This window comes from Kitasatospora sp. NPDC096147 (genome assembly GCF_044763225.1).
Classification (GTDB): Bacteria; Actinomycetota; Actinomycetes; order Streptomycetales; family Streptomycetaceae; genus Kitasatospora.
In genome coordinates this window covers 285,791-310,908 of the sequence record NZ_JBIWFX010000004.1, presented here as the reverse complement: position 1 = coordinate 310,908, position 25,118 = coordinate 285,791, and the positions used below count along the sequence as shown (strand labels likewise).

General features: G+C 75.4%; 18 protein-coding genes. 7 read left to right on the top strand and 11 right to left on the bottom strand.

Features of this window, described 5'->3' with window-relative positions; genetic code table 11:
- Positions 1-224 precede the first annotated feature (224 nt).
- Positions 225-4,238: a BTAD domain-containing putative transcriptional regulator gene (locus ACIRBX_RS15635; protein WP_402296953.1), complete on the bottom strand. Its 4,014-nt coding sequence runs from the start codon at positions 4,236-4,238 to the stop codon at positions 225-227.
- A 371-nt stretch (positions 4,239-4,609) separates the two neighbouring features.
- On the bottom strand, positions 4,610-5,062 hold the full coding sequence (locus tag ACIRBX_RS15630) for a group III truncated hemoglobin (protein WP_402296951.1): 453 nt from the start codon (positions 5,060-5,062) through the stop codon (positions 4,610-4,612).
- Positions 5,063-5,142: 80 nt separating this feature from the next.
- Here ACIRBX_RS15630 and ACIRBX_RS15625 point away from each other — a divergent pair, with 80 nt between their 5' ends.
- Entirely contained in the window at positions 5,143-6,132 is a 990-nt protein-coding gene (locus tag ACIRBX_RS15625; protein WP_402296949.1) for an aldo/keto reductase, read from the top strand.
- A 114-nt stretch (positions 6,133-6,246) separates the two neighbouring features.
- On the opposite strand, the gene ACIRBX_RS15620 is transcribed toward ACIRBX_RS15625, so the two are convergent.
- From ACIRBX_RS15620 to ACIRBX_RS15600, 5 genes are all read right to left on the bottom strand, one after another.
- Entirely contained in the window at positions 6,247-6,894 is a 648-nt protein-coding gene (locus ACIRBX_RS15620) for a winged helix-turn-helix domain-containing protein (protein WP_402296947.1), read from the bottom strand.
- Positions 6,895-7,288: 394 nt separating this feature from the next.
- Complete coding sequence (locus ACIRBX_RS15615) at positions 7,289-7,924, bottom strand: GTP-binding protein (RefSeq protein WP_402296945.1); 636 nt, start codon at positions 7,922-7,924, stop codon at positions 7,289-7,291.
- On the bottom strand, positions 7,905-8,282 hold the full coding sequence (locus ACIRBX_RS15610) for a DUF742 domain-containing protein (RefSeq protein WP_402296943.1): 378 nt from the start codon (positions 8,280-8,282) through the stop codon (positions 7,905-7,907). The genes ACIRBX_RS15615 and ACIRBX_RS15610 overlap by 20 nt, the downstream gene beginning before the upstream one ends.
- 27 nt (positions 8,283-8,309) lie before the next feature.
- A complete protein-coding gene (locus tag ACIRBX_RS15605; protein WP_402296941.1) occupies positions 8,310-8,720 on the bottom strand; it encodes a roadblock/LC7 domain-containing protein in 411 nt (136 codons plus the stop codon).
- Complete coding sequence (locus tag ACIRBX_RS15600; RefSeq protein ID WP_402296939.1) at positions 8,717-11,611, bottom strand: nitrate- and nitrite sensing domain-containing protein; 2,895 nt, start codon at positions 11,609-11,611, stop codon at positions 8,717-8,719. Before ACIRBX_RS15600 ends, ACIRBX_RS15605 begins: the two co-directional genes overlap by 4 nt.
- 361 nt (positions 11,612-11,972) lie before the next feature.
- Between ACIRBX_RS15600 and ACIRBX_RS15595 the strand changes: the two genes are divergently transcribed.
- Both ACIRBX_RS15595 and ACIRBX_RS15590 read left to right on the top strand, forming a co-directional pair.
- Positions 11,973-13,781, top strand: a complete 1,809-nt coding sequence (locus ACIRBX_RS15595; RefSeq protein ID WP_402296937.1) for an AMP-dependent synthetase/ligase — start codon at positions 11,973-11,975, stop codon at positions 13,779-13,781.
- A 221-nt stretch (positions 13,782-14,002) separates the two neighbouring features.
- The gene (locus tag ACIRBX_RS15590; RefSeq protein ID WP_402296935.1) at positions 14,003-15,145 is read left to right on the top strand and encodes a polysaccharide deacetylase family protein; all 1,143 of its coding nucleotides are present in this window, start codon (positions 14,003-14,005) and stop codon (positions 15,143-15,145) included.
- 96 nt (positions 15,146-15,241) lie between these two features.
- Here the strand turns inward: ACIRBX_RS15590 and ACIRBX_RS15585 are convergent, their stop codons facing one another.
- From ACIRBX_RS15585 to ACIRBX_RS15575, 3 genes are all read right to left on the bottom strand, one after another.
- Positions 15,242-16,039 carry an SGNH/GDSL hydrolase family protein gene (locus tag ACIRBX_RS15585; RefSeq protein ID WP_402296933.1) on the bottom strand — a complete coding sequence of 266 codons (798 nt, stop codon included), beginning with the start codon at positions 16,037-16,039 and terminating at the stop codon, positions 15,242-15,244.
- Positions 16,040-16,250: 211 nt separating this feature from the next.
- Positions 16,251-16,847, bottom strand: a complete 597-nt coding sequence (locus ACIRBX_RS15580; RefSeq protein ID WP_402296931.1) for a hypothetical protein — start codon at positions 16,845-16,847, stop codon at positions 16,251-16,253.
- 147 nt (positions 16,848-16,994) lie between these two features.
- Positions 16,995-17,906: a hypothetical protein gene (locus ACIRBX_RS15575; protein WP_402296930.1), complete on the bottom strand. Its 912-nt coding sequence runs from the start codon at positions 17,904-17,906 to the stop codon at positions 16,995-16,997.
- 215 nt (positions 17,907-18,121) lie between these two features.
- Here ACIRBX_RS15575 and ACIRBX_RS15570 point away from each other — a divergent pair, with 215 nt between their 5' ends.
- From ACIRBX_RS15570 to ACIRBX_RS15555, 4 genes are all read left to right on the top strand, one after another.
- The gene (locus tag ACIRBX_RS15570) at positions 18,122-19,291 is read left to right on the top strand and encodes an exonuclease SbcCD subunit D (RefSeq protein WP_402296928.1); all 1,170 of its coding nucleotides are present in this window, start codon (positions 18,122-18,124) and stop codon (positions 19,289-19,291) included.
- Positions 19,288-22,638 (top strand): AAA family ATPase, encoded by a 3,351-nt coding sequence (locus ACIRBX_RS15565; protein WP_402296927.1) that lies wholly within the window; start codon positions 19,288-19,290, stop codon positions 22,636-22,638. Before ACIRBX_RS15570 ends, ACIRBX_RS15565 begins: the two co-directional genes overlap by 4 nt.
- Before the next feature lie 176 nt (positions 22,639-22,814).
- Entirely contained in the window at positions 22,815-23,762 is a 948-nt protein-coding gene (locus ACIRBX_RS15560; protein WP_402296926.1) for an endonuclease/exonuclease/phosphatase family protein, read from the top strand.
- 67 nt (positions 23,763-23,829) lie between these two features.
- On the top strand, positions 23,830-24,582 hold the full coding sequence (locus ACIRBX_RS15555; RefSeq protein WP_402296924.1) for a hypothetical protein: 753 nt from the start codon (positions 23,830-23,832) through the stop codon (positions 24,580-24,582).
- A gap of 47 nt (positions 24,583-24,629) precedes the next feature.
- Here the strand turns inward: ACIRBX_RS15555 and ACIRBX_RS15550 are convergent, their stop codons facing one another.
- Positions 24,630-24,851: a hypothetical protein gene (locus tag ACIRBX_RS15550; RefSeq protein WP_402296923.1), complete on the bottom strand. Its 222-nt coding sequence runs from the start codon at positions 24,849-24,851 to the stop codon at positions 24,630-24,632.
- Positions 24,852-25,118 lie beyond the last annotated feature (267 nt).

The window sequence follows — 25,118 nt, the reverse complement described above, 5'->3', positions numbered from 1 at the left end:
GATGGTTACGGCGCCCGTCGAGTGGATCACCTCCGGGCATCGTCCGCCCCCGATCGGACCGGCCTTCGATACGTACCCGATCGATGCCTCCGAGCTGCGGAATCAGGCCTTTTCCCGGACCTGCCACAGGCCGTCGCACACCCGTGCGGGAGTGTGGCCAAGCGCACAGCCGGACACCCGGACGGCTCCGGGAGTTCGTTCGGTCTTCACGGGCAGGACATCTTTCACCCCGTCAGCGGAGCCCCCCGACGGGGCAGCCGGGCGGCCAGCTCGACCGCCTCCCGGCGGTGGCCGGCCGCCCACCCGGGCTCGCCGAGGTAGTCGGCCAGCTCGGCCAGGGTGAGCGGGACCGGGCGCAGCGCGATCGAGGTACTGGCCGCCCCGGCGATCATGCCCCGGTGCGGCAGCAGATCGGCGTAGACCTCGGCCGCCTCGGCCCGCTCGTCCAGGGCGATCACCGCCAGCGCCCGCAGGGTGAGGAAGAAGGAGCGGTAGTAGTCGGGCGGGATCGGCCGCCGCTCCACCCTGGTCGCCCGCACCTCGGCCACCGGGCGGCCGGCCTCCAGCAGGGCCAGTGCCCGGACGTCCTCGACCAGCGGCCCGTAGAGCTGGCCGCCGCGCTCGATCAGCGGCAACTCCTCGGCCAGCGTGCCGCGTTGGAACGCCCGGGTGAGCCGGAAGAGGGCGTCGAAGCCCTCCGCGTGGATCGAATCCCGGGAGTACAGGCCCTCGATCGCGGCCCGGAAGCGGGCGTCCGCCTCCTCCTCCCGGCCCTCGATCAGCGCCAGCATGCCCAGCTGGCAGCGGCCGACGTCCACCAGCTCGGGGAGGTGGTAGGCCTCGGCGATCCGCAGCCCGGCCAGCGCGTGCGCGCGCACTCCCGCGAAGTCACTGCGGACCGCGGCGGCCGTGCACCACAGGTGCTCGGCCAGCCAGCGGTAGGCCGGCAGGTCGTGCTCGGTGGCGAGGGCGGAGAGCTCCTCGGCGATCGCGGTGCGCAGCTCGATCTGCAGCTCGTAGTCGTGCACCCGGGCCTGCGCGGCCAGCGCGTGCGCCAGCAGCACCGGCTCGCCGACCTCACGGGCGATCGCCACCGCCTCGGCCGCCGCGTCCCAGCCCTCCGGGCTGCCGGAGCAGTCCAGCTCGTAGGTGAGCGCGTCGAGCAGGTGGCAGCGGGTGGCGGGCGGCAGGTCCGGGCGGGCCAGCAGCGCGTTCAGCGCCTCGACCGCGGCGTGGTCCACCGTGCCGTACGGATGGGCCACCCACGGGGTCGGCTCGGTCCAGGAGGTCCAGGCGGCGACCGCGAGCTCGAACCGCCCGCTCTCCCGGGCCTCGGCGATCGCGGTGGCCCTTGTCGCCAGCGCGGCCCGGATCGCGCCGGCCCGGACCTGGGCCCGCAGCAGCGCACCGAGCAGCTCGATCCGGCGGGCCTGCTGGTCCACCAGCTCGGCGGGCACCAGCGGCAGCAGGTCGAGGGCCTGCCGGTAGAGGGCCGCGCAGGTCTCGTGGGCGTAGCGGCGCTCGGCCGCCTCGGCGGCGCGGACGGCGTACTCCACCGCCAGGTGGGCGGTGGCGGAGGTCGCCGAGTGGGCGAAGTGGTGGGCCAGTGCGGAGAGTTGTGTGGGGCGACGGGAGCGGATCGCCTGCGCGACGCGGGCGTGCAGCCGGGAGCGGCGCAGGCGGGTGAGATCGCCGTAGAGGGTGTCGCGCACCAGGGCGTGGGTGAACCGGACCACACCGGGGCCGGGCTCGGTGAGCAGGCCGCCGTCGAGGGCGCTCTCCAGGGCGGCGTAGAGCTGCTCCTCGTGCAGCGCCGCCGACGCCGCGTCAGGGGTGGAGCCCTGGGGCGGGTACGGGGCGAGGGTGGACGCCGCGTCCAGGACCCGGCCCGGGAGGACCAGCGGGGCGGCTCCCGTCGCAGGCCACCCGGCGGGGGCCGACGACAGGCCCGGGGCCGACGCCGCGTCAGGGACCGGCACTGCGGCTGGAACCGAAGGCGGGACCGGGCCCGACGGTGGGTCTGCGGTGGCGCCCGGAAGCTCGAACGGGCCGCGGCTCGGCCCGGCCCCGGGCCCGAGGGCCGACGCTGCGTTCGTGACGAGGCCCGGGAGAGGTCGCGGCGAGCCCGGGCCGGCGCCCGGGATCGGGTCGGCGGCCGGGCCGGGGCCGGTGGCGGCGAGCAGGATGTCGACCTCGGCCTCGCGGCCGACCACGGCGGCGAGCCGGAGCACCTCCAGGGTGGCGGGCGGCAGCCGGTCGAAGCGGCGGCGCAGGACGTCGGCGACGCCCTGCGGCACCTCGGTGACGGCCACCAACGCCCCCTCGGCGGCCAGCAGCCGGGCGCTCTCCCGGAGGTAGAAGGGGTTGCCTCCGGTGCGCTCGGCCAGGGCCGCCACCGTCTCCGGCCGGACCGGTGCCGCACAGACCGCCTCCACCAGCCGCCCGGCATCGGCCGCCGCCAGGCCGCGCAGCGGCAACCGGCGCGGCGACAGCCGGGCCAACTGGCCCAGCATGTCGGTGAGTTCGCCCTCACCGGGACGGTGGGCCAGCACCAGCAGCAGGCCCGGCACGGCCGGACCGGTGGCCAGCTCACCGAGCAGCGCCCTGGTCTCCCGGTCGGCGGCGTGCAGGTCGTCCAGCACCAGGGCGACCGGCCGGGCGGCAGTGGCGGCCCGCAGCCAGTCGGCCACCGCCCGGTGCAGCCGGAAGCGGCCCGCGAGCGCGTCCTCCCGGCCGGGGCCGTCCGTCGGGGCCTCCGTCTCCAGCAGCGGTGCCAGCAGACCGGCGAGCGCGGGCGAGGGCGCACAGCGGGCGGCCAGCGCGCGCAGCGCCTCCGTCCAGGCCCAGGCGGCCGGCGCCCCCTCCGTCTCCGGGCACCGGCCGGTGGCCACCAGCCAGCCCGCACCGGTCAGTTCGACTCGCAGGCGGTGCAGCAGGGTGCTCTTCCCGGCCCCGGCCTCCCCGCTCACCAACACCACGCGGAGCCCGCCTGCGGCCACCTCGGCAGCCGACTCCCGCACCGCCCGCAGCTCGGCCTCCCGGCCGACGAAGAGCTCGCGGGCGTCGTCGGGACCACCGGGCGGTACGGCCGCAGGCGGGACCGCCTCCGCAGCACCGCCCGCCCACCCGGCGGGCCCGGCATCTCCGGGAGCGGTCCAACCGGTCACCGCGAAAGACCCCGCCACCGGACCGTCGGGACCGGACGGACCGCCGGCAGGTCCCGGCACCGCCGCCGGCCGGGGCGCAGCGCCCTCGCCCGCCGGACCCGGCCCGACACCGTGCACGCCCGGTCCGGCCGCCCCGGCGGAACGCCCGCCGTCCACCGTCACGCGGCCCGCCCCGGACCCTCCATCCGCTGGCCTGGCCCTCGCCGCCGAGGCGCCCCCCGACGACTCGGGCCGCCCTCCCGACTCCGCGGGACTCCCCTTCTCCGACAGGCCGTTGAGCGTCATCCTGTCCCGGGCACGGGGCGGCAGCAGCTCGGTGTGCTGGTGCAGGACAGCCGCCTCCAGGTCGGCCAGGGCCGGGCTCGGGTCCAGGCCGAGCTCCTCGCCGAGCAGCGTGCGGGCCCGCCGCAGGGCGTCCAGCGCCTCGGCCTGCCGGTGCCCGGCCCAGAGCGCCAGGGCGAGCAGCCGCCAGCCCTCCTCCCGGTACGGATGGTCCTCGGTCAGCGCCAGCGCCTGCGGCACGGCCACCGCAGAATCGCCCTGTTCAAGCTCCAGCTCGATGAGCAACTCCCGCGCAGAGAGCCGCAGTTCACCCAGTCGGGCGACCTCTCGGAGCGCCCACGGGCGGTCGGCGAACTCCCCGTAGACCTCCCCGTGCCAGAGCGCCAACCCCTCCCGGGCCGGGCCCGGGCGCCGCAGCTCGCGGGCCCGGACCAGCAGGCGTTCGAAGTCCCGGGCGTCCAGCGCTCCGCTGCGCGGCAGCCGCAGCGCGTACCCGGGCCCCTCGCTGACCAGCAGCCGGGCCGGCTCGCGCGGTCCCCGGGCGGGCTCCAGCAGCCGCCGCAGGTTGGAGACGTAGGCCTGGAGCGAGGCGCTCGCCTTGGCCGGTGGCCGACCCTGCCAGAGCCCGTCGGCCAACCCGTCGGCGGACACCACCGCACCGTCCGCGACCAGCAGTTGGCCCAACACCGCGCGCTGGTGCGGGCCGCCCAGCCGGACCGGCCGCCCGTCCACCTCGGCCCCGAGCGCCCCCAGCACCCGGAACCGCACCGCCCCCGCGTTCCGCTCCATCGTCCGAGCTTAGCCCGCGCCCCCGGCCGGTCCCGCCCTGGCCCGACCCGCCACCGGTCAGGCCCCTCCCGGTCCCCGGTCCGGCCCGCAAGGCCGGGGAGACGTCGGCGGCCGGCCGCCCGTACCGTTCGTGCCGGGCCGATGCGGAGAGCGCACGGGCAACGCTGCCGACGAGCGCGAGGCGGACTGCCGAGCGGGCGCCGGGGCGTGGCGGTCTCCCCTGCGGGCCTGACGGCACGACCACGGGCCACCCTTCCGCACTGGGACCGGTCCGCTCCGAGAACGACCCCGCGGTCACACCCCGGCGGCACGTCCCGAGCCCCTTCCCGTGCCGCCGGGGTGTGCCCGGCCGGTCCTCGCACCCGCCCCCGTCAGGCCCCCGGGCCACCGCTGCGCAGCACCACCGCGCTGAGCGGTACGAACCCGCCCGACCCCCCGGTCGCCGGGTCCTCGCCGGAGAGTCGGCGCAGCAGGGCGACCGCGATCCGCTCGCCCTGGGCCTTGGCCCGTTCCGCGCGCGGTCCCTCGTGCAGGCCGTCGACCGTGGCCTGCCAGAGCTGCACCCAGCGGCCGAAGTGCTCGCCGGTGAGGGGCTGTTGGGCGTGCAGGACGGCATGTGGCTCGAACACGTCACGCCGGTACTCGGCGGTCCGCAGCAGGGCCCGCTCCCAGAAGTCGGCGATGTGCGGCAGGTGGCGCTCCAGCCGGGTGCCGGCCAGCGAGGTGAAGTACGGACCGATCAGCGGATCGGCGAAGGCCGCGCCGTAGAAGCGGCGCAGCAGCGTCTCCAGATCCGCGCGGTCCTCGATGTCGGTACGGTCCACCCGGCCAGGCTACGGCGGAGGTCCGGTGAAGGGCAGGGTCGTAGGTCCCACCGCCCGTACTGAGCTGGCAGGATGCAGGCATGACCTTCCTCGCCGCCGCTGACCGCTACTCCTCGATGACCTACCGCCGGGCCGGGCGGAGCGGGGTGCTGCTCCCCGCGATCTCGCTCGGCCTCTGGCACAACTTCGGCGACACCCAGCCGCTGGAGGTGCAGCGTGCCGTGCTGCGCCGGGCCTTCGACCGGGGCGTCACCCACTTCGACCTGGCGAACAACTACGGGCCCCCGTACGGCAGCGCCGAGAAGAACTTCGGCACGCTGTACGCCCAGGACTTCCGTCCGTACCGGGACGAGCTGTTCATCGCCTCCAAGGCCGGCTACGACATGTGGCCCGGCCCGTACGGCGACGGCGGCAGCCGCAAGTACCTGCTGGCCAGCCTGGACCAGTCGCTGGGCCGGATGGGCCTGGACTACGTGGACGTCTTCTACTCGCACCGCTACGACCCCACCACTCCGCTGGAGGAGACCATGGGGGCGCTGGACACGGCGGTGCGGTCCGGCCGGGCGCTGTACGCGGCGATCTCCAACTACCCGGCGGAGCAGCACCGGGAGGCGGTGGCGATCCTGCGCGAGCTGGGCACGCCGGTGCTGCTGAACCAGTCCCGCTACTCGATCCTGGACCGGGGGGTGGAGGCGGAGGTGCTGGACGCCGTCGGTGAGACCCAGACCAGCCTGATCGCCTACTCCCCGCTGGCGCAGGGCCTGCTGACGGACCGCTACCTGACCGGCGACGTGCCGGTCGGCTCGCGGATGTCGGTCGGGCACTTCCTCAAGGAGGAGGCGCTGACCGGGGCCAAGCTGGAGCAGCTGCGCTCGCTGGCCAAGGTCGCCGAGCGGCGCGGGCAGTCGCTGGCCCAGCTGGCGCTCAGCTGGGTGCTGCGCGACGACCGGGTCTGCTCGGTGATCATCGGCGCCAGCAGCGTGGCCCAACTCGACCAGAACCTGGACGCGTTGGCGGCCGGCCCGCTGACCGCCGAGGAGCTGACGGAGATCGACGCGCTGAGCAGCTGAGCGGTGGCCGGCCGCGGTGTGGCCGGCCGGCCGAGCGGCGCCGTAGCGCCGGGGAGAACGAGGGAGGCGGTGCCGCCCCGGGGAAGCAGCCCCCGGGCGGCACCGCCTCCGGTCTCAGGCCGCCGGGGTGTACTTGTAGCCGACCCGGCGGACGGTGACGATGCTGTCGCGGTGGGCCGCGCCGAGCTTGCGGCGCAGCCGGGCGACGTGCACGTCGACGGTGCGGCCGTCGCCGACGTGGCCGTAGCCCCAGACGGCGGTGACCAGGTGGTCGCGGGTGTGCACCCGCTGCGGGTGGGCGGTCAGGTGGGCGAGCAGCTCGAACTCGAGGTAGGTGAGGTCGAGCAGGCGGCCGTCCACGTGGGCGCTGCGCCGCTCGGTGTCCACCACGATGCCCCGGCCCGGACGGGCCGACGGGGCCTGCGGGGCGGTGCCCGGCGCCGGGACGGCGGCGAGCGGGGCGGGCTGGGCGGCCGGGACCTCGCCGGTCGGCACCAGCACCAGATAGCCGACCAGCGGGTGGCCGGCCGTCTCGGTGCCCGCGAACTGGGCACCGTACTGGGCCAACAGGCCCTGCGGGATGGCGGACTGGGGCAGGGCCGCGACCACGGTCGCGCCCTCGGGCAGGGCGGTCAGCAGCTGCTGGGTCGGCGCCGGGACGGCCGACACGTGCCGCCGGTCGGCGGGCGAGGTGACGGAGCGCAGGGCGCGCAGGTGCGGGGTGGCGGAGGGGGCGGTCAGGGTGGCAGTGGAGGAAGACATGGTGTGCCGCTTTCGCGTGTGACGGATGGGTGGTGGTCGCACGGGCGGGCCGGCTGTGCACGTTCAGCCGAGAAAGAAAGTCGGTGCTGCCAGGATCGGGACAGGCGGAGGGAGCCGTTCACCTGGAGGCGGCACCGGGATTCGAACGACGTGCGGACGGGCCCGGGGTCAGCGACAACAGGCGCTGGAACACAGCGCCTGGTCGATGTACCGACGCATGGTCAGGACCTCGATCACGGGCGCGGGTTGCTTCACCGCGCTGTCGTGCTCTGCTGCCATGCTTGGTACCTCCCCCCAGGGAACGCCGCGACGAACTGTCCGCATGAGCGTTCCATGCGGACCACCCCTGCGGCAAGCCGATTGACACAGAACGTCCACTGGATGGGACGATTTCTCAAGGTCTGAGACCCCGGCGCTCCAGAGCGTGCTCGGCGAGCCGGATCAGCAGTTCCTTGCCGTCCTCCCGGCGCCGTGCGTCACAGAGCAGCACCGGGACCCCCGGGTCCAGGTCGAGGGCGTCGCGGACGTCCCCGGGAGCGTAGGTCTCGGTGCCTTCGAAGCAGTTGACCGCCACCACGAAGGGGATGCCGCGCCGCTCGAAGAAATCCACCGAGGGGAAGCAGTCGGCCAGCCGCCGGGTGTCGGCCAGCACCACCGCACCGAGCGCGCCCTGCGCCAACTCGTCCCAGGCGAACCAGAACCGGTCCTGCCCCGGGGTGCCGAACAGGTAGAGCGACAGCCCGGGGCGGAGGTCGAGGCGCCCGAAGTCCATGGCCACCGTGGTGGTCCGCTTGGCCTCCACCCCGGAGGTGTCGTCCACCCGCTCGCCGGCCGCCGTCAGCTGCTCCTCGGTGCGCAGCGGGCGGATCTCGCTGACCGCGCCGACCAGGGTGGTCTTGCCCGCGCCGAAGCCCCCGGCGACCAGGATCTTCACCGCCACCGCGCTCCACGGCGAGGCGGGGCCCAGCGGCCGGTCGGGTCGGTCAGGTCCGTCGGGTCGGCCAGGTCGGTCAGAGTGCACGGAGGCCATTGATCACGTCTCGCAGCAGTCGCTCGTCCGGCAACTGGGCGAGCGGAACGGGCCGGGTGACGGAGATCAGCCCGGAGTCGTGCAGATCGCCCAGCAGCACCCGGACCACGCTCACCGGAAGGTCCGAGAACGAGCCCAACTCCGCGACGCTGAGCGGTTCGTCGCGGCAGAGGTCGAGAATCGCCCGGTGCTCCAGGTCGAGGTCGGACTCGCCCGACCCGTCCCGGTGCACGGCGGTGATCAGCGAGATCAGGTCGAACAGACCCTCCTCGGCCGGCCTGGTCCGCCCCTTGGTCATCGAGAACAGCCGGACCACCGGACCGGCCTCGTCGTCGAACCACTGATCCTCGACGGTCATCTGACGGTCAACTCCCCCATCTGCGGATCATCTCGCGGCGTCACTGCGCGGCTCGGCGGACAGGTGCTCGCCGACCCGCTTGACCAGCAGGGCCATCTCGTAGGCGATCTGGCCCACGTCCGACTCGGCCTCGCTCAGCACGGCGAGGCAACTGCCGTCACCGGCCGCCGTGATGAACAGGAACGCCTCGTCCAGCTCCACCATGGTCTGGCGGACGCCGCCGACCTGGAAGTGCCGGCCCGCGCCCTTGGCCAGGCTGTGGAAGCCGGCCGCGACGGCCGCCAGGTGCTCGGCGTCCTCCCGGCCCAGGCCCTGCGAGGCGCCGGTGGCCAGGCCGTCGCTGGAGAGGATCACCGCATGCCGCAGCGCCGCGACCCGCCCCACCAGATCGTCCAGCAGCCAGTTCAGATCTCCCGACGGCTGTGCCGTACCGGTCATGATCGGTTTCCTTCCGTTGGTGCAGGTTGTGCGGGCTGTGCAGGGTGTGCAGGTCGTGCGGGCTGTACAGGGTGTGCGGGCTGTACAGGGTGTGCGGGCTGAGCAGGTGTCACATGGTCACCGGTCCCGGCCGGGAGGGCCTGGGGCCGGGGCACCGAGGCCAGTTCGGCCCGGCGACCGCCGGGCGCCACGGCGAACGGCAGTCCGGTGGAGGGCACGGCGGGCGGCGGCACCGGGAAGGCGGGCGCCCCGGGCGCCGGGTCCGGCACCACGGTGAGCGAGGTGGGCTGCCGCTGGTCGCCCCGGCCGCGCTGGTAGCCGCGCTGGAACGAGGCGAAGGCCGAACGGGCCTCCTCCGGCGAGCGCTCGCGGCTGCTGGGCTCCGGCGCGGGTGCGGCGTCCTTCAACTGCGGTGCCAGATTGGCCTGCCGGACCCGCCGGGGCAGCAGACCCCCGGCCGGGGCACCCGTCGGAGCCGCGGCCGGGGCCGGTGCGCCCGTCGGGGTCGCGGCCGGGGCCGGTCCGGCCGGGGAGCCGACCGGGGTCCGGTGCTCGGGTGCGCCGGGCTCCGCGCTGCGCTCCTCCGGGCTGTCCGCGCGGCGGTGCCGCCCGGTGCCGATCGAGTCGGCGGGCACCAGGACCGGGCCGGAGCCGGGGGCACCGGGCGGCCCGGAGCGCCGCCGGGGCAGGCCCCCCGGGGTCCGGGCCGGGTCGGCCGTCGAGGGACGCGGGCCACCGGCCGGCCGGGTGCCGGCCCGGGCCTGCGGCTCCTCCGGAGCGGCCGGGCCGCGTCGGCGGCCGGCGCCCTGCGGCTCCGGGTCCGGCACCGCGACCAGGTCGGCCCGGCCCGGCGTGGGGGTGACGGCGGCCGGGGCCTGCGGGGCGGACGGCACGGCGGCCAGGTCCGGGCGGGCCGTGGCGGGCGGGGTGGCGGGTGCGGCCGGCGGCTCGGTGAGCAGGTCCGGTGCCTCGGCCAGCAGTTCACGGGGGATCAGCACGATGGCGGTGGTGCCGCCGTACGGCGAGGGCCGAAGGTGCACCCGGATGCCGTGCCGGCGGGCCAGCCGGCTGACCACGAACAGGCCCAGCCGGTCGGTGTCGGCCAGGTCGAACTCCTGCTCCACCGAGAGCCGTTGGTTGATCTCGGCGAGCGCGAGCTCGCTCAGCCCGAGGCCCCGGTCGTCGATCTCCAGCGAGAAGCCGTGCGCCACCACCTCGCCCTGCACGGTGACCTGGGTCTGCGGCGGCGAGTACACCGCCGCGTTCTCCACCAGTTCGGCGATCAGGTGGGTGACGTCGGCGACCGCGCTGCCCAGCAGGCCGGTGCCGGGGAACGGCCGGACGATCACCCGGGCGTAGTCCTCGACCTCGCCGACGGCGGCCCGGACCACGTCCACCATCCGGACCGGCTTGCGCCAGGCCCGGCCCGGCGAGCCGCCGGAGAGGATGATCAGGCCCTCCGCGTGGCGGCGCATGCGGGTGGTCAGGTGGTCGAGGCGGAACAGGTCCTCCAGCTCGGCCGGGTCCTCGGTGCGCCGCTCCATGGTGTCCAGCAGGGTGAGCTGACGGTGCAGCAGCACCTGGCTGCGGCGGGCCAGGTTCACGAAGACGGCGGAGACGCCGCGGCGCAGCTCGGCCTGTTCGACGGCGGCCTCCACGGCCACCCGCTGCACCTGGTTGATGGCCCGGCCGACCTCGCCGATCTCGGCGGGGCCGAACTCCAGCTCGGGCGCCTCGGCGGCGATGTCCACCGGCTCGCCCCGGCGCAGCTTGAGCATCACGGCGGGCAGCCGGGTGCCGGAGAGCTCCAGGGCGGAGTTGCGCAGGCCGATCAGCTCGCGGGCCATGCCCCGGCCGATCCGGTAGGAGATGACCACCGAGGCGACCACCGCGATCAGACCGATCAGGCCGGCGATGCCGCCGCGCACCAGCTGGTTGATCGCGTAGGACCGGGCCCGCTCGCCGATCTCGCCGACCAGCCGGGCGTTCAGGGTGCCGAGTTCGTTCAGCCCGGCGTCGGCCGGGCCGTTCCACGAGACCGGCGGGATGCCGAGGACGGCCTGCCGGGGCTCCGGCGAGCCGAGGAAGAGGCCCTCGGACTCGGCCACGGCGGTGAGCGCGTTGCCGTTGCGGACGGCCAGGTAGTCGACCCGGTCCTGCTCGTCCAGCTCGGGTATGTAGACGGTGAACAGCGCCTGCTCGTTGTGGAGCGCGTCCTTGGTCACCTGGTACATGGCCGGGGTGGGCTCGGGCCGGTCCTTGGGGCTGGCCTCCTTGAGGTCCAGCATCAGGCGCAGGCCCCGGATGCCGGTCTCGCCCTGCGAGAGGTACTCGCGGGCCCGCACCAGCTCCGTCAGCACCATGCCCTGGCGCGGGAGTTGCCCGGTCTGCCGGCTGACGAAGGCGGACCGGAAGGCGAACACCGGGAGCACCAGCTTGCTGTACTCGCCGATCACCACGTCCCAGTCCTTGAGGCGCTGGTCCACCTGGTCGCGGATGACCGCGATGTCCTCGGCCGCCTTGAGCATCTCGTCCAGGCGCAGCCGCTGCACCCCGTCCAGCTTCCCCTTGTCCGAGGAGTCGGCCTGGTAGCGCAGCAGCTGGAGCGAGCGGTCGGTGACCAACCGGGCCTGCAGGAAGCGCTCCTGGAGCTCCTTGTCCCGCGGGTCGGCCAGCCGGAGCACGGCGGCCCGGCGCTCGCTCTGCACGTCCCGGGCGTACTGGTCGGTGGGCGTGCCGAAGGTGCGGTACGCGGTGGAGACGTCCAGCTGGGCCCAGACGTCCCCGGTGGTCACCAGGGTCGCGTACACCCACAGGCCGGTGAGCGCGACGATGGGCACCAGGAGCAGCGCGATCATCTTCGCGCGGATCGAGCTGCTGCGCAGACGCATGGAGTCCTCGGTGCGGGGAGCAGGTGCGGGGAGGGCCGGTCCTGGAGGCTGGTCGTGGAGGCTGGTCATGGACACGAAAAGCAGGGTTCGGGCACGTCCGCTGCCCGAGATCTGCGTCACCTTACTACTCCCTGACCACTCGTTCGAAGGGTCGAAAGGGCAGCCGGAACCAAACGGTGATGTTCCTCCCGGTATCCGCCATCTGCGGAGGTCTGTCCCCCGGCACCCCCCGGGGCGGCGGGTGCCGATCCGGCCTGACGGTGCGACAGCTCTGGGCACGGCCCCGGCGATCGGGTAGCTTCGCTGCGTGCCGCGCCGGGGCGGCGGGCCCGGCCGACGGGTCGGGCGGACGGGGGTGGCCTTGCGGCAGTTCAGCGGACCGGCGGCCCCTCCCCCGGCGGTCGGCGGACTGGCCGACTCGCTGTACGACACCGCCGAGCGCACCCCCGAGCTGGTGCAGCTGGCCCGGCCCGGGCCGGACGGCTGGCGTCCGCTCTCCGCGCTGCGGTTCCGGGACGAGGTGCTGGCCCTGGCCAAGGGGCTGCTGACCCACGGGGTGCGCTACGGCGACCGGGTCGCGGTGATGTCCGGCACCCGGTACGAGTGGACCCTGTTCGACTACGCGCTCTGGTCGATCGGCGCCGTCCCGGTGCCGGTGTACCCGACCTCCGCCCCCGAGCAGGTGCGCTGGATCCTGGCCGAGACCCAGGCGGTGGCCTGCGTGGTGGAGCACGAGGACCACGCCATGACGGTCGGCGCGGTCTGCGACGCGCTGCCCGGGCTGACCGCCATCTGGCAGCTGGACCAGGACTGCGTGGCCGTCCTCTCCCGGGACGGCCGGGGCCTGCCGGACTCCCTGGTACACCGTCAGCGCCTCGGCGTCGGCGCCGAGTCGGTGGCCACCGTGATCTACACCTCCGGCACCACCGGCCGCCCCAAGGGCTGCCTGCTCACCCACGGGAACCTGGCGGCCGAGGCGGACGCCCTGCTGACCGGCTGGGCCCCGGTGCTCCGCGAGGGCGGCACCCAGCCGGCCACCCTGCTGCTGCTGCCGATGGCACACGTCTACGGCCGGGTGGTGCAGATCGCGGCGGTGCGCGGGGGCATCCGGCTCGGCCACCACGGCGAGCTGACCACCGACTCGCTGCTGCCCGCCCTGGCCTCCTTCCGGCCGACCTTCCTGCACCTGGTGCCGTACGTGCTGGAGAAGGTCGCCCAACGGGCCCGGCAGGCCGCCGAGGAGGCCGGACGGGGCGAACTCTTCGAGCAGGCCCGGCAGGTGGCGGTGGAGTGGGCCGCCGCCCGGGAGCAGCGGGCCTTCGGCACTGGCCCCGGCCCGGGCGCCGCGCTGCGGCTGCGGCACGCCGGCTACGACCGGCTGGTCTACCAGCGGCTGCGGGCCGTCTTCGGCGGCCGGGCCCGGGCGCTGATGTGCGGCGGCTCCCACCTCGGCCGCGAACTCGGCCTGTTCTTCACCGGCGCCGGGATGACCGTCTACGAGGGCTACGGCCTGACCGAGACCGGTGCCGCGATCACCGCCAACCCGCCCGGCCGCACCAAGGCCGGCACGGTGGGCCGCCCGGTGCCCGGCGCCGAGGTGGTGATCGCCGAGGACGGCGAGGTCTGGGTGGCCGGCCCGACGGTCTTCGCCGGCTACCTCAACCAGACCGGACCGGCCGTCCACGACGGCTGGTTCGGCACCGGGGACCTCGGCTCGCTGGACCGCGACGGCTACCTGACCATCACCGGCCGGAAGAAGGAGCTGATCGTCACCAGCAGCGGCAAGAACCTGGCGCCCAGCCTGCTGGAGGAGCGCGTCCGGGCCCACCCGCTGATCTCCCAGTGCCTGGTGGTCGGCGACAACCGCCCGTACGTGGCCGCCCTGGTGACCCTGGACCCGCTCGCCCTGGCCCACTGGCTGAAGGCCAACGGCCGGGCCCAGCTGGACCCGTGGGCGGTGCTGGCCGACGAGGCGCTGCACGCCGAGGTGCAGCGCGGCATCGCCGCCGCCAACTCCACCGTCTCCCGGGCCGAGTCGATCCGCGCCTTCCGGCTGCTGCCACGGGAGTTCAGCGTGGCGGAGGGGCTGCTCACCCCCTCGCTCAAGCTCCGCCGCCCGGCCATCCTGGCCCACTGGGCGGACGACGTCGAGGAGTTGTACACCGGCTGAGCCCGGCCCCGACGGCGTACCCGGCGGATCGCGGGGGCAGGACCGGGCAAGCCGGGACAAGGTGTGCACGCTCCGTCCGCACACCCTTGACGGAGCGTCTGGTCCAGTCCAATGTGGGGCCCCGGCCGGTACCCCAGGCCCGGCCCGGATGTGCGGCGGGCCGCCCCCTCTTCCCCGCCCCTCCGGGGAGCAGCGTCCGTCCCCCACACAGGAGTTCACCCGTGCACACCTCTCTGCGCCGGCTCGCCTGCGCCGCCGTCGGCGCGCTCACCGTGCTCGGCGCCGCCGGGCCGACCACCGCACTCGCCGGCACCGCGGGCACCGCCGCCGCCCCGGCGGTCAACCTGGCCACCAACCCCGGCTTCGAGATCCCCACCCTCCCGCTGGCCGACTGGGGCTCGATCCCGGGCTGGCAGTGCGCGAGCGGCGAGGCCGCCGTCGGCGCCGGCGCGGCCCGCACCGGCACCGCCGGTCTGACCGTGACCCCGGCGAACGACCACAGCAACGGCGAGTGCGCCCAGACCGTCGCCGTCCGCCCGAACTCCAGCTACACCTACTCGGCCTGGGTGCGCGGCAGTTACGTCTTCCTCGGCGCCACCGGCACCGGCAACGACGTCGCCCCGGCCTGGACCGAGACCACCTCCGGCGGCTGGCAGAAGCTCACCACCCGCTTCACCACCGGCCCGAACGCCTCCACCGTCCGGCTCTACCTGCACGGCTGGTACCAGCAGGGCGCGTTCTCGGCCGACGACGTGGAGCTCAGCGGCCCGGCCGTCGACCCGGCCTGGGCCACCTGGAACGTGCCGTACGCGCAGGCGATCCAGGACAAGAAGGTCTTCTTCACCATCGACGACGGCTGGGCCCGCCCGGCCGACGTGGTGAGCTTCGTGGAGGCCAACCACCTCCCGGTCACCACCTTCCCGCTGTCGATGCCGATCGGCTTCGAGCCCGACTACTTCCAGCGGGTCAGCGGGGCCGGCACCGGCGGCTCGGTCGAGGCGCACAGCGTCTCGCACCGCGACCTCACCACCCTGCCACTGGCCGAGCAGCAGGCCGAGATCTGCGACGCCCGGGACGTCATCACCAAGCGGTACGGCACCGTCCCGAAGGTCTTCCGCCCGCCGTACTTCGCCTTCAACGCCGACACCCTGCAGGCCGCCGCCAACTGCGGGCTGCGCACCGTGATGACCGCCACCGCCGACTACAGCTGGGGCGCCTCCAACAGCTACCACGGCGGCCTGCAGGCCGGTGACGTGGTGATCTTCCACTTCTCCGACACCCTGGCCGCCGACCTCCAGCGGGCCCTGGCCGACGCCACCGCCGCCGGCCTGACCGTCGGCGGGCTGCGCAGCTACCTGAGCTGACCGTCCGTCACCCGGCCCCGTGCAGCGGCCGAGCCCGCACCCCCTTGCCGCCCGCGTCAGGGCCAAGGGGGTGCGGGCTCGGCCCGGTCGGTACGGTCACACCCCGCCGGAGAAGGCGGGCAGGTAGCCGCCGGACTGGCCGGCCGCCTTCGGGTGGTAGCTCTCGTCCACCGGCAGCACGGTGGAGTTCAGCCAGGTCGTGCCGGTGCCGCAGATCTCGTGGGTGGTGAAGAGGCCCCGGACGTCCCGGTAGGTGAAGCCCGCGTTCGCCGCCCGCTTGGAGATCACGTCGTCCAGCGTGTCGGCGGCGCCGTTGATCGCCGCCCGCTTGGTGTCGCCGATGCCGAACACGCAGTCCCCGCCGACCTTGTAGAGGCGCGGGTACCCGATCACCACCACCTTGGCGTTCGGCGCCTTGCTGCGGATCTGCGAGTAGACCTGGTCGAGCTTGCCCGGCAGCGTGCCGGTCGCGTACGCCTTGGCGTTGTTGACCGCCGTCAGGCAGGAGCTCTCGGAGTTCAGCACGCAGGTCTGCATGGTGCTGGCGAAGCCCGCGTCGTTCCCGCCGATGGTGATGGACACCAGCGTGGTCGAGGAGTTGAGGGTGCCGAGCTGGTTGGCCAGCACGTCACCGGTTCTCGCCCCCGAACAGGCCAGGAAGGAGAAGGAGGCCGGGGCGTTGGCGTTCTTCCACAGGTACGGGTACGCGTTGGTGCTCCGCTTGCAGCCACCGCTCTCGCTGGTGTAGCTGCCTGCCCCCACACCGGAGGAGTAGGAGTCGCCGAGGGCGACGTAGCGGGCCCCGGCCGCATGGGCGGCGGGAGCGGCGACGAGGGTGGTCAGGGTGAGCAGCATCGCCGAGACGGCGACGGAGACAGCACGGACTGGACGCACGGGCACCTCCACTGGAGTGACGCGGGTCACGTGACGCGGGTCACATTTTTGATACCAGGGAGTAGCTTCACCGGGAAGTGGCCATGCCAAAGTTGTTGCGAGGATTAGCCCGTATGACACCGCGCGCTCGACGCGGTGTCAGTTCCCGCTCATCCGTGACCGGCTGACGGCCCGACACCACTCGGCGGCCCGGCGGGGGTCGGCAGTCAGATCAGCGGAAGACCGCGCCGGTCGGCGGCAGCTCCTCGATGGTCTCGTTCGCGGCCCCGGGTATGCCCAGCAGCCGGACGGCCACCTCCACCGCCGCCCTGGCCTGCCGCAGTCCCGGCCCGCCCCAGCCGAGCAGCTCCACCGCCAGCCCGGGCGCCACCAGCAGCCGGCGGTAGTGCCGCCCCGAGGCCGGGTCCGGCGCTGTCGGGCCGGCCGCGCGCAGCGGGGCCGCCATCCGGACCCGGGCGCACTCGTGCCCGCCGTTGGCCGACCCGATCCGGTCGTAGAGGTAGCCCAGGTAGTGCGCGGAGCCGATCACCGCCTGCGCCTCCTCGCCCGCCTCCCGGGCCAGTGCCCGCGCCGGGTCTCCGGCGTCCTCCGGCTCCAACGAACCGCCGGGCAGGCTGACCACCCCGTCCCTCGGGTTCACCAGCGTGAGCACCCGGCCGTCCGGCACGAACAGCCACCCCCAGGACTGCTTCACCGGCAGCCCGTCCGGCACCTGCTCCCCCGGCCGCCAGGGCCACCCCGCCGTCGGGCGGCGGCGGACGCGACCGAGCAGCTCGGCGATCTCGGCGCTGTACTCGATGCCGCCCACGCGTCCCCCTCCCTCGGTCTCGGGTGCCGCCCCGCCTCGGACGCGGGGGCGAATCGGAGTCGGGTCCTCCGAGTGTTGATCTTCCCCGAACATCCGGTCGATGAACAGTCCTGGCCGCCGCCCGGGGCACGGCGGGCCGCCCGCCGTTCAGCTCCCGGCCACCGCCCCGCCCCCACCGGGCACCGGCAGCGGGAACCCCGGACACCCCGTCACCCCCCGCTCCGGCACCGGCAGCTCCGGCCCGACCACCCCGGCCCCGCCCGCCCCGAGCTCCAGCACCGCAGCCGTCTCCGCCGCCGTCATCGGCCGCAGCCAGCCGTCCACCAGCACCCACCCGTGCACGGCCCCGTCCGCCCGGTACAGCATCAGCTCACCCGAGCCGCACCCCGCCACCGCCGCCGCCAGCGTCACGCAGAACGCCTCCACCTCCCGCCCCAGCCCGGCCGGCTTCCCGTCCTGCACCGGCAGCCCCGCCACCGCCGTCAGCTCCTCGCCGTCCAGCAGCCCCAGCGAACGGACCGTCACCCGGTGCGGCCCGTCCCCCGCCCCCTCGGCCAGCGCCATCACCACCTCCGACACGTACCCCAGCACCGCCGCCACCCGCTCCTGCGGGCTCGACTCCCACCCCACCGCCGCCAGCAGCGCGGCGCACCCGATCGAGATCCGCACCCGCGCCCGGTGATCCTCCGTCAGCACCGGCAGCAGCTCCGCCAGCCCCTCGCCCTCGTAGGCGAACGGCTCCCCCGCCAGCTCCGGATCGGCCGCGTACGCCACCTCCGCCACCGGATCCGCCGGGTCCAGCAGGTGCTCCGCGCAGAAGTCCTCGAAGTCCACCGGCTCCAGCACCCGCAGGTGCACGTCCACCCCCGTCCCCCGCAGCGCCCGCAACCGGCCCTCCGTGCACCGCAGGTACGCGCCGAACTCCACCCCCTCGAACAGCCCGCACCGCCGCAGCCGCGCGTAGGCCGCCGCATCCGTCGCCACCGCCAGCGCCACCGTCTGCCGCACCTCCGCGCCGCACACCCGCCGCACCTTCCGCCCCCGCCGCTTCCCGGCCATCCGGACCCCCTCCGCGCACTCACGCCACGACCCCCGGACCACCCGGGCGCCGACGACCCGAAACGTACACACAGTCACTGACAGAACACACGGGGCAATCGGCCGGTCGCCGCCGGGATCCGGTGGGCGGGTGCGGGATTCGAGGGTTGTCGGGGGGAGAGGGGATACTCGGGGACGGTCCTGGTGGAGTGCGAGACGTGTGGGGGTTGGGTTAGGTGCGACTGCTGCACACCTCGGACTGGCACCTGGGCAGGTCGTTCCACCGGGAGAGTCTGATCTCCGCCCAGCGGGAGTTCCTGGAGCACCTGGTGACGGTGGTCCGGGAGCGCGGGGTGGACGCCGTCCTGGTCGCCGGGGACGTGTACGACCGGGCACTGCCGGGGCTGGACGCGGTGGAGCTGTTCGACGGGGTGCTGCACCGCCTCGCGGAGCTGGGCGTGCCGACGGTCTTCATCAGCGGGAACCACGACTCGGCCCGCCGGCTGGGCGTGGCGGCCGGGCTGATCGGGCAGGCGGGCATCCACCTGCGGACGGACCCGGGCGGGGTGGCCGAGCCGGTGGTGCTGGCGGACGAGCACGGGCCGGTCGCGGTCTACGGGCTGCCGTACCTGGAGCCGGCCCTGACCAGGGAGCGGTTCGGGCTGGCCAAGGGCGGGCACGAGCAGGTGCTCGGCGCGGCCATGGAGCGGGTCCGGCAGGATCTGGCGGGCCGGCCGGCGGGGACCAGGGCGGTGGTGCTGGCGCACGCCTTCGTCGTGGGCGGAGAGGCCAGCGACAGCGAGCGGGACATCACGGTGGGCGGCGTCGCGGCGGTGCCCTCGGCGGTCTTCGACGGGGCGCACTACGTGGCCCTCGGCCACCTGCACGGCTGCCAGACCATCGCCCCGCACCTGCGCTACAGCGGCTCCCCTCTCGCCTACTCGTTCTCCGAGACCGACCACCGCAAGACCATGTGGCTGGTCGACCTGGCCGCCGACGGCTCGGTGGAGGCCGAGCGGGTCGACTGCCCGGTGCCCCGCCCGCTCGCCCGGCTGCGCGGGAAGCTGGACGAGCTGCTCGGCGACGAGAGGTACGAGCGGCACACCGGCTCCTGGGTGCAGGCCACCCTGACCGACCCGGCCCGCCCGGCGAAGCCGATGGAACAGCTGCGCACCCGCTTCCCGCACACCCTCCAACTGCTCTTCGAGCCCGAGCCCACCGACGGCGGCCCGGTCGAGTCGTACGCCTCCCGGGTCAGCGGCCGGACGGACCTGGAGGTGGCCGAGGGCTTCGTCCGGCACGTCCGCCCCGGCACCGAGGCCGAGCCGACAGAGCGGGAGTGGCTGCGCCGGGCCTTCGAGGACGTCCGCCGACTCGACCACCAGAAGCAGGAGTTGCCCCGATGAGGCTGCACCGGCTGCGGATCACCGCGTTCGGCCCGTTCGCCCGCACGGAGCGGGTGGACTTCGACGAGCTGAGCGCCTCCGGCCTGTTCCTGCTGCGCGGCGCCACCGGGGCGGGCAAGAGCAGCGTGCTGGACGCGGTGTGCTTCGCGCTCTACGGCGAGGTGCCCGGCGCGCGGCGGGGCAATCCGCTGCGCAGCGACCACGCCGAGGCCGGCCTGCTCACCGAGGTCGAGCTCGAACTCACCCTCGGCGGGCAGCGGTTGAAGGTCCTGCGGCGCCCCGAGCAGCTGCGGCCGAAGAAGCGCGGCACCGGGATGACGGTGGAGAAGCCGGAGACCCTGCTCAGCGAGTGGGTGCCGGACGCCGGGGAGGGCGCGCCGGGCTGGCGGGCCGTCAGCAAGTCGCACCAGGAGGCCGGGGAGCAGATCCACCGGCTGGTCGGGATGAGCCGGGACCAGTTCTGCCAGGTGGTGCTGCTCCCGCAGGGCGAGTTCGCCCGCTTCCTGCGGGCCGATGCCAACGACCGGGCCAAGCTGCTCCGGCAGCTCTTCGACACCGGCCGCTTCGAGCAGGTGGAGCGCTGGCTCGGCGAGCAGAAGTCCCGCCAGGAGGCGGTCGTCCGGAGCGACCGGCAGCAGGTGCACGAGCTGGCCACCCGGGCCGAGCAGGCCGCCGGGCCGCAGGCACAGCCGCTCGCGGCGTGGGTGCCGGAGTCGGCCGGGCCGGAGGCGTTCCTCGGCTGGGCCGCCCTGCTGCGGACGGACGCCGCCGAGTGGGCCGGCATCGCCGCACGGGCACTGGCCGAGGCGGAGCGGGTGCACCGGCAGGAGCAGGAACGGCTGCGTGCGGAGCAGGAGTTGGCGGAGCGTCAGCGGCGGCACGGCGAGGCCGTGCAGGCCGCGGCCGAGCTGGCCGGTACCGCCGAGAGCCACCGGCAGGACCTCGCCCGGCTCGGCGTCGCCCAGCAGGCCGCCACCGTGGAGCCGGTGCTGCGCCACCATGCGACCGCCGTCGCCGCGCTGGCCGCCGCCGAGTCCGCCGAACGCCGCGCCCGCAGCGCGCTGGCCCAGGCCGAGCCGTCCCCGCCGGTCGGAAGCGGCGCACCTGCCGGGAACGCCGCACGGACCCACCAGGACGTCGACGCCGTCGTCGGCGACCAGGCTCGGGACCGCGAGCAGGCCGTCGTCGGCGACCAGGCTCGGGACCGCGAGCAGGACCGGGACGGCGAGCGGGCCGGAGGCGGCGGGCTCGCCGGGCAGCTTCTCGCCGCTGCGCAGGACACGCCGGTCCGGCCGGAGGGCGTCCGGGCGGGCGGCCGGCCCGCGCCGGGAGCCGCCGACGGCAGCACCCGGGCCGAGCCGGCCGCCCCGCACGGGCCCGGACTCCCCTCCCCCGCAGGCGCCGAGGGCCGGCTCCGGCTCGCCGAGGCCGACGCCGAGCAGCTCGCCGGAGCGGAGCGCGGCCTGCGCGCCGACCTCGGCCGGCTCGACGCGGCCCGGGCCGACGAGCGCCGCCTGCCGGAGGCCGTCCGGGAGGCGGAGCAGGCCGGGCACGGGTTGAGCCGCGCCGAGGAGGCGGCCGACCGGGCGGCCGACTGGCTGGTCGACTTCGACACCCGGCTCAAGGAGCTCCAGGAGCGGCAGGCCGACGCCCAGGCCGCCCGGGCCCGGATCGAACAGTTGGAGGCGCGCGGCACCGAGCTCCGGGCCCGGCTGGCCGCCGCGGCCGAGCGGGATCGACTGCGAGGCCGGATCGCCACCGCCGAAGGGGAGTTGATCCTCCTGCGGGAGCGGGCCGGCGACGCCCGGGAGCACAGCCTCGACCTGCGGGAGCGCCGCCTGGCCGGGATGGCCGCCGAGCTGGCGGCGCAGCTCACCGACGGCGGCCCGTGCCGGGTCTGCGGCGCCACCGCGCACCCCTCCCCCGCCCGACCCTCCGGCGCCCCGGTCGGCCGGGCGGACGAGGAGCGGGCGCAGGCCGCACAGCAGCAGGCGGAGCAGCAACGGGACGCCGCCGCACAGCAGTTGGCCACCCTCCGGGTGGCCGAGGCGACCGCTGCCGCGACCGCCGGGGACGACGCGGCCGAGCAGCTGGCCGCGGCCCTCACGGCCGCCGGGGCCGAGCACCGGGCGGCCCTGAACGAGGCCGATGCCCTGGGTCAACTCCAGCGCCAGGCAGACCGGTTGACCCAGCAGCAGCAGGACCGTCAGGCCGAGCAGGAGCAGGCCAGGCTGCGCGCGGCCACGCTGACCAGCAGGCTGCAGATCCTCGCCGAGGAGCGGAGCCGGCTCACCGAGCGGATCGCCGAGGCCCGGGGCGGCGCCCCGACCGTGGCTGCCCGGGCCGCCGCCCTGGCCGCGCTGGCCGACGCGGTGGCCGCCGCCCTGGCCGCCACCCGGGCGCGGGCCGAGGCGGCGGAGCGGCTGGCCGACGCCGCGGCGGAGCTGGCCGAGGTGAGCCGCTCGGCCGGTTTCGGTTCGCCCGCCGAGGCCCGGGCAGCGCTGCTGCCCGCCGCCGAGCGGGAGGCGCTGCGGGCCCGGACGGACCGGGTCCGGGCCGACCGCGAGTTGGTCGAACACCAGCTGGCAAGGCCCGAGTTGGTGGCCGCTGCGGCACGGCCCGCCGCCGATCCGGTCGCCGCCGGGCAGCGGGAGCAGCAGGCCCTGACGCGGCTCCGAGCCGCCTCCGCCACCGACAGCACGGCCCGCGAACGGCTGTCCGCCCTGACCCGGATCGGCCGCCGGCTGGAGCAGCTGACCGAGGCCATGGGCCCCGCCCTGGGCCGCTACGAGCAGATCAAGCGGCTGACCGAGCTGGCCTCCGGCACCTCGACCGAGAACGTCCTCCGGATGCGCCTGGAGTCGTACGTGCTGGCGGCCCGGCTGGAGCAGGTCGCGGCGGCGGCCAGCGACCGGCTGGTCCGGATGTCCGGCGGCCGGTACACCCTGGTGCACAGCGACGGGCGGGCCTCCGGCAACCGCCGCTCGGGCCTCTCGCTCCGGGTGGTGGACGCCTGGACCGGCCAGGACCGGGACACCTCCACCCTCTCCGGCGGGGAGAGCTTCTTCGCCTCGCTGGCCCTGGCCCTCGGCCTGGCGGACGTGGTGACCGACGAGTCCGGCGGCATGCCGCTGGACACCCTCTTCATCGACGAGGGTTTCGGCAGCCTGGACGAACAGGCCCTGGAGGAGGTGCTGGACGTCCTGGACGGGCTGCGCGAACGGGACCGCGCGGTGGGCATCGTCAGCCACGTGGCCGACCTGCGCTCCCGCGTCCCGGCCCAGCTGCTGGTGCAGAAGGGGCGGCACGGCTCGACCCTGCGGCTGGCCACCCGGGAGCGCTCATGAACGGACGCGAACGCACCTGATCGCGCACGGGCGCGTGGGAACCTGCACGTTTCCTGTGCGTACCTGTGAATTGCCCGTGAATGCCCGTGAACTCTGCCCGATCGGGCGCATCCACGGCCGGGGTACGGCGCGTCCTCCCTGCGGTGGCCCACCGGGGGCACGGGGAGGAGCGGACAGTGGCGACACCATCGAGGCGGCCGTGGCGCCGACCGGGCGCGCTGGTCGTGGTGGCCTCCGTCGCGGTGACCGCGCTGCTCCTGGGCCACCGCCTGGTGCCGAACCGGATCGGACGCCTCGGCAGCCTGCTGGAGACCTTCCTGCCCTGGCTGGGGCTGGCGGTGCCGGTGCTGCTGTTCTTCGCCGTACGCCGCCGCTCCCGGGGCGCGGCGCTCGCCGTGCTGCTCCCGGTGGTGGCCTGGGCCGCGCTCTTCGGCGGCCTGCTGCTCACCCCGAGGGCCACGGCGGCCGGCACCCTGACGGTGGTTCAGCACAACGTGAGCGACCAGAACCCCGACCCGGCCGGTACCGCCGAGACCCTGGCCGGGGCCGGGCCCGACCTGATAGCCCTGGAGGAGCTGACCCCCACCGCGCTGCCCGCCTACCGGCGGGCGCTGGCGGCGCAGTACCCCCACCACGCGGTCTTCGGCAGTGTCGGCCTCTGGTCCCGCCACCCACTCTCCGACGCCCGCGAGCTCGACATCAGACCGACCGGGATCACCGACCCCGACTGGCGGCGCGGCCTGCGCGCCACCGTCCGCACCCCGCACGGCGACCTCGCCGTCTACGTGGCGCACCTGCCCTCGATGCGACTCGGCCCCACCGGTCTCGGCAGCGGCCGTCGGGACGGCAGCGCCCGCCGGCTGGCCGCCGCGCTGGACACCGAGAAGCTGCACGACGTGGTCCTGCTGGGCGACCTGAACGGCACCCTGGACGACCGCGGCCTGCGCCCGCTGACCAGCCGCCTCACCCCGGCCCGCTCGCGCTTCGACTTCAGCTGGCCGTCCTCCGTCCGGCTGGCCCGGATCGACCAGATCATGAGCCGGGGCCTGCGGCCGATCTCCACCTCCACCCTCCCCGCCACCGGCAGCGACCACCTCCCGGTGCTCGCCCGCCTCGGCCGCTGACCTGACACCGGCTCAGCCCTCCGCGAATCCGCCGCCCCGGCCGCCCGCTCGGTGGTGGGGTGGCGGGATGACCGAGAACACGACGTCCCACAGCACCGACACCGCCACGGGCACCGGCACGGGAACAGGCACCGGCACCGGCACCGGCACCGGCACCGGCACCGGCACGGAAGACCCGGGCCGCGCGCCGCTGGACCGGCTGCGCGCGGCGGTGCGGCGGACCGCCGAACTGACCGCCGGGCGGCCCCGCACCGGGCGGGGTGCCGAGCAGGCGGACCCGACCGAGGGCACCTTCGCCACCGACGGGGCGGTCGGCTTCGACCCGTTCCCCTTCCTGCACGCCTTGGACGCGGCGGGTTCGCGCGCGGTGCTGGTCGGGCAGGTGGCCGGGATCCTGCACGGGTCGGCCGAGCTGACGGGTGATCTGGACCTGCTCTGGGACGGCTCCCCGGGCGAGGCCGAGGCCCTGCGGCAAGCGCTTACCGCCGCCGGCTGCACCGAGTTGCCCGACCTCTCCGACCCTCGGACGGCCGCCGCCTACCGGGTCACCGGCGCGACCGGCGACCTCTGCACACCCGCGCTGGACTGGGGCGGCCTGGACGTCAGTGGCTTCCCGGACCGCGCCGTGACCGCCCTGGACCGGGCACCGCACGGGAGCCGGGGAAGCGGCCCGGACGGAGGCCGGGACGGAGGCCAGGACGGGCTAGCGGTCCGCTACGTGGCACTGGACGACCTGATCCGGATGCGGCGGGCGATCGGCCGCCCGAAGGACCACCGCCGCGCGGACGAGCTCGAACGCCTCCGCCCGACGGCGCACTGAGCCCGGCGGGCCGCCGGGTGGCCTGCCGGGTGGCCTGCCGCGGCTCATCAGCCCGAGCAGGCCACCCGCTGGGCCTCCTGCCAGGCGCAGACCGGACAGAGCGTCAGCCCGGGGTGGTCCGCAGGGTACTCCGTGGGCTCGCCGCACTGGACGCAGTCCGCGCGCGGCCCGTCCCCGGTGGCCGGGGTCAGCGCCACCAGGGCGTCCACCCTCGGCGGCACCTCGCACTGCGCGACGGCTTCCCGGATGCGTGCTTCGTCCTCGCTCATACCGCCCACGATACGACGCCCGGCAGCACGGGTGAGGGTCCTCGATCCGTCCGCACTCCGTCAGTTCGCAGCCGGTGCGGATGCACGGCCGGCGCTGGTACGTGGCCTGCCGGTTCGTGGCCTGTCAGTTGGCGGTCGGCCGGGCGCGGCACCGCGGCGGGGGCGCGCCCCGCCCCCCCCCCGCCCCCCCCCCGCCCGGGAGCCGGCCGGGGCCCCCGGGGGTGTGGCCCGTGGGGGGCCCCCGCCCCACCCACCGGCCGCAGCCCC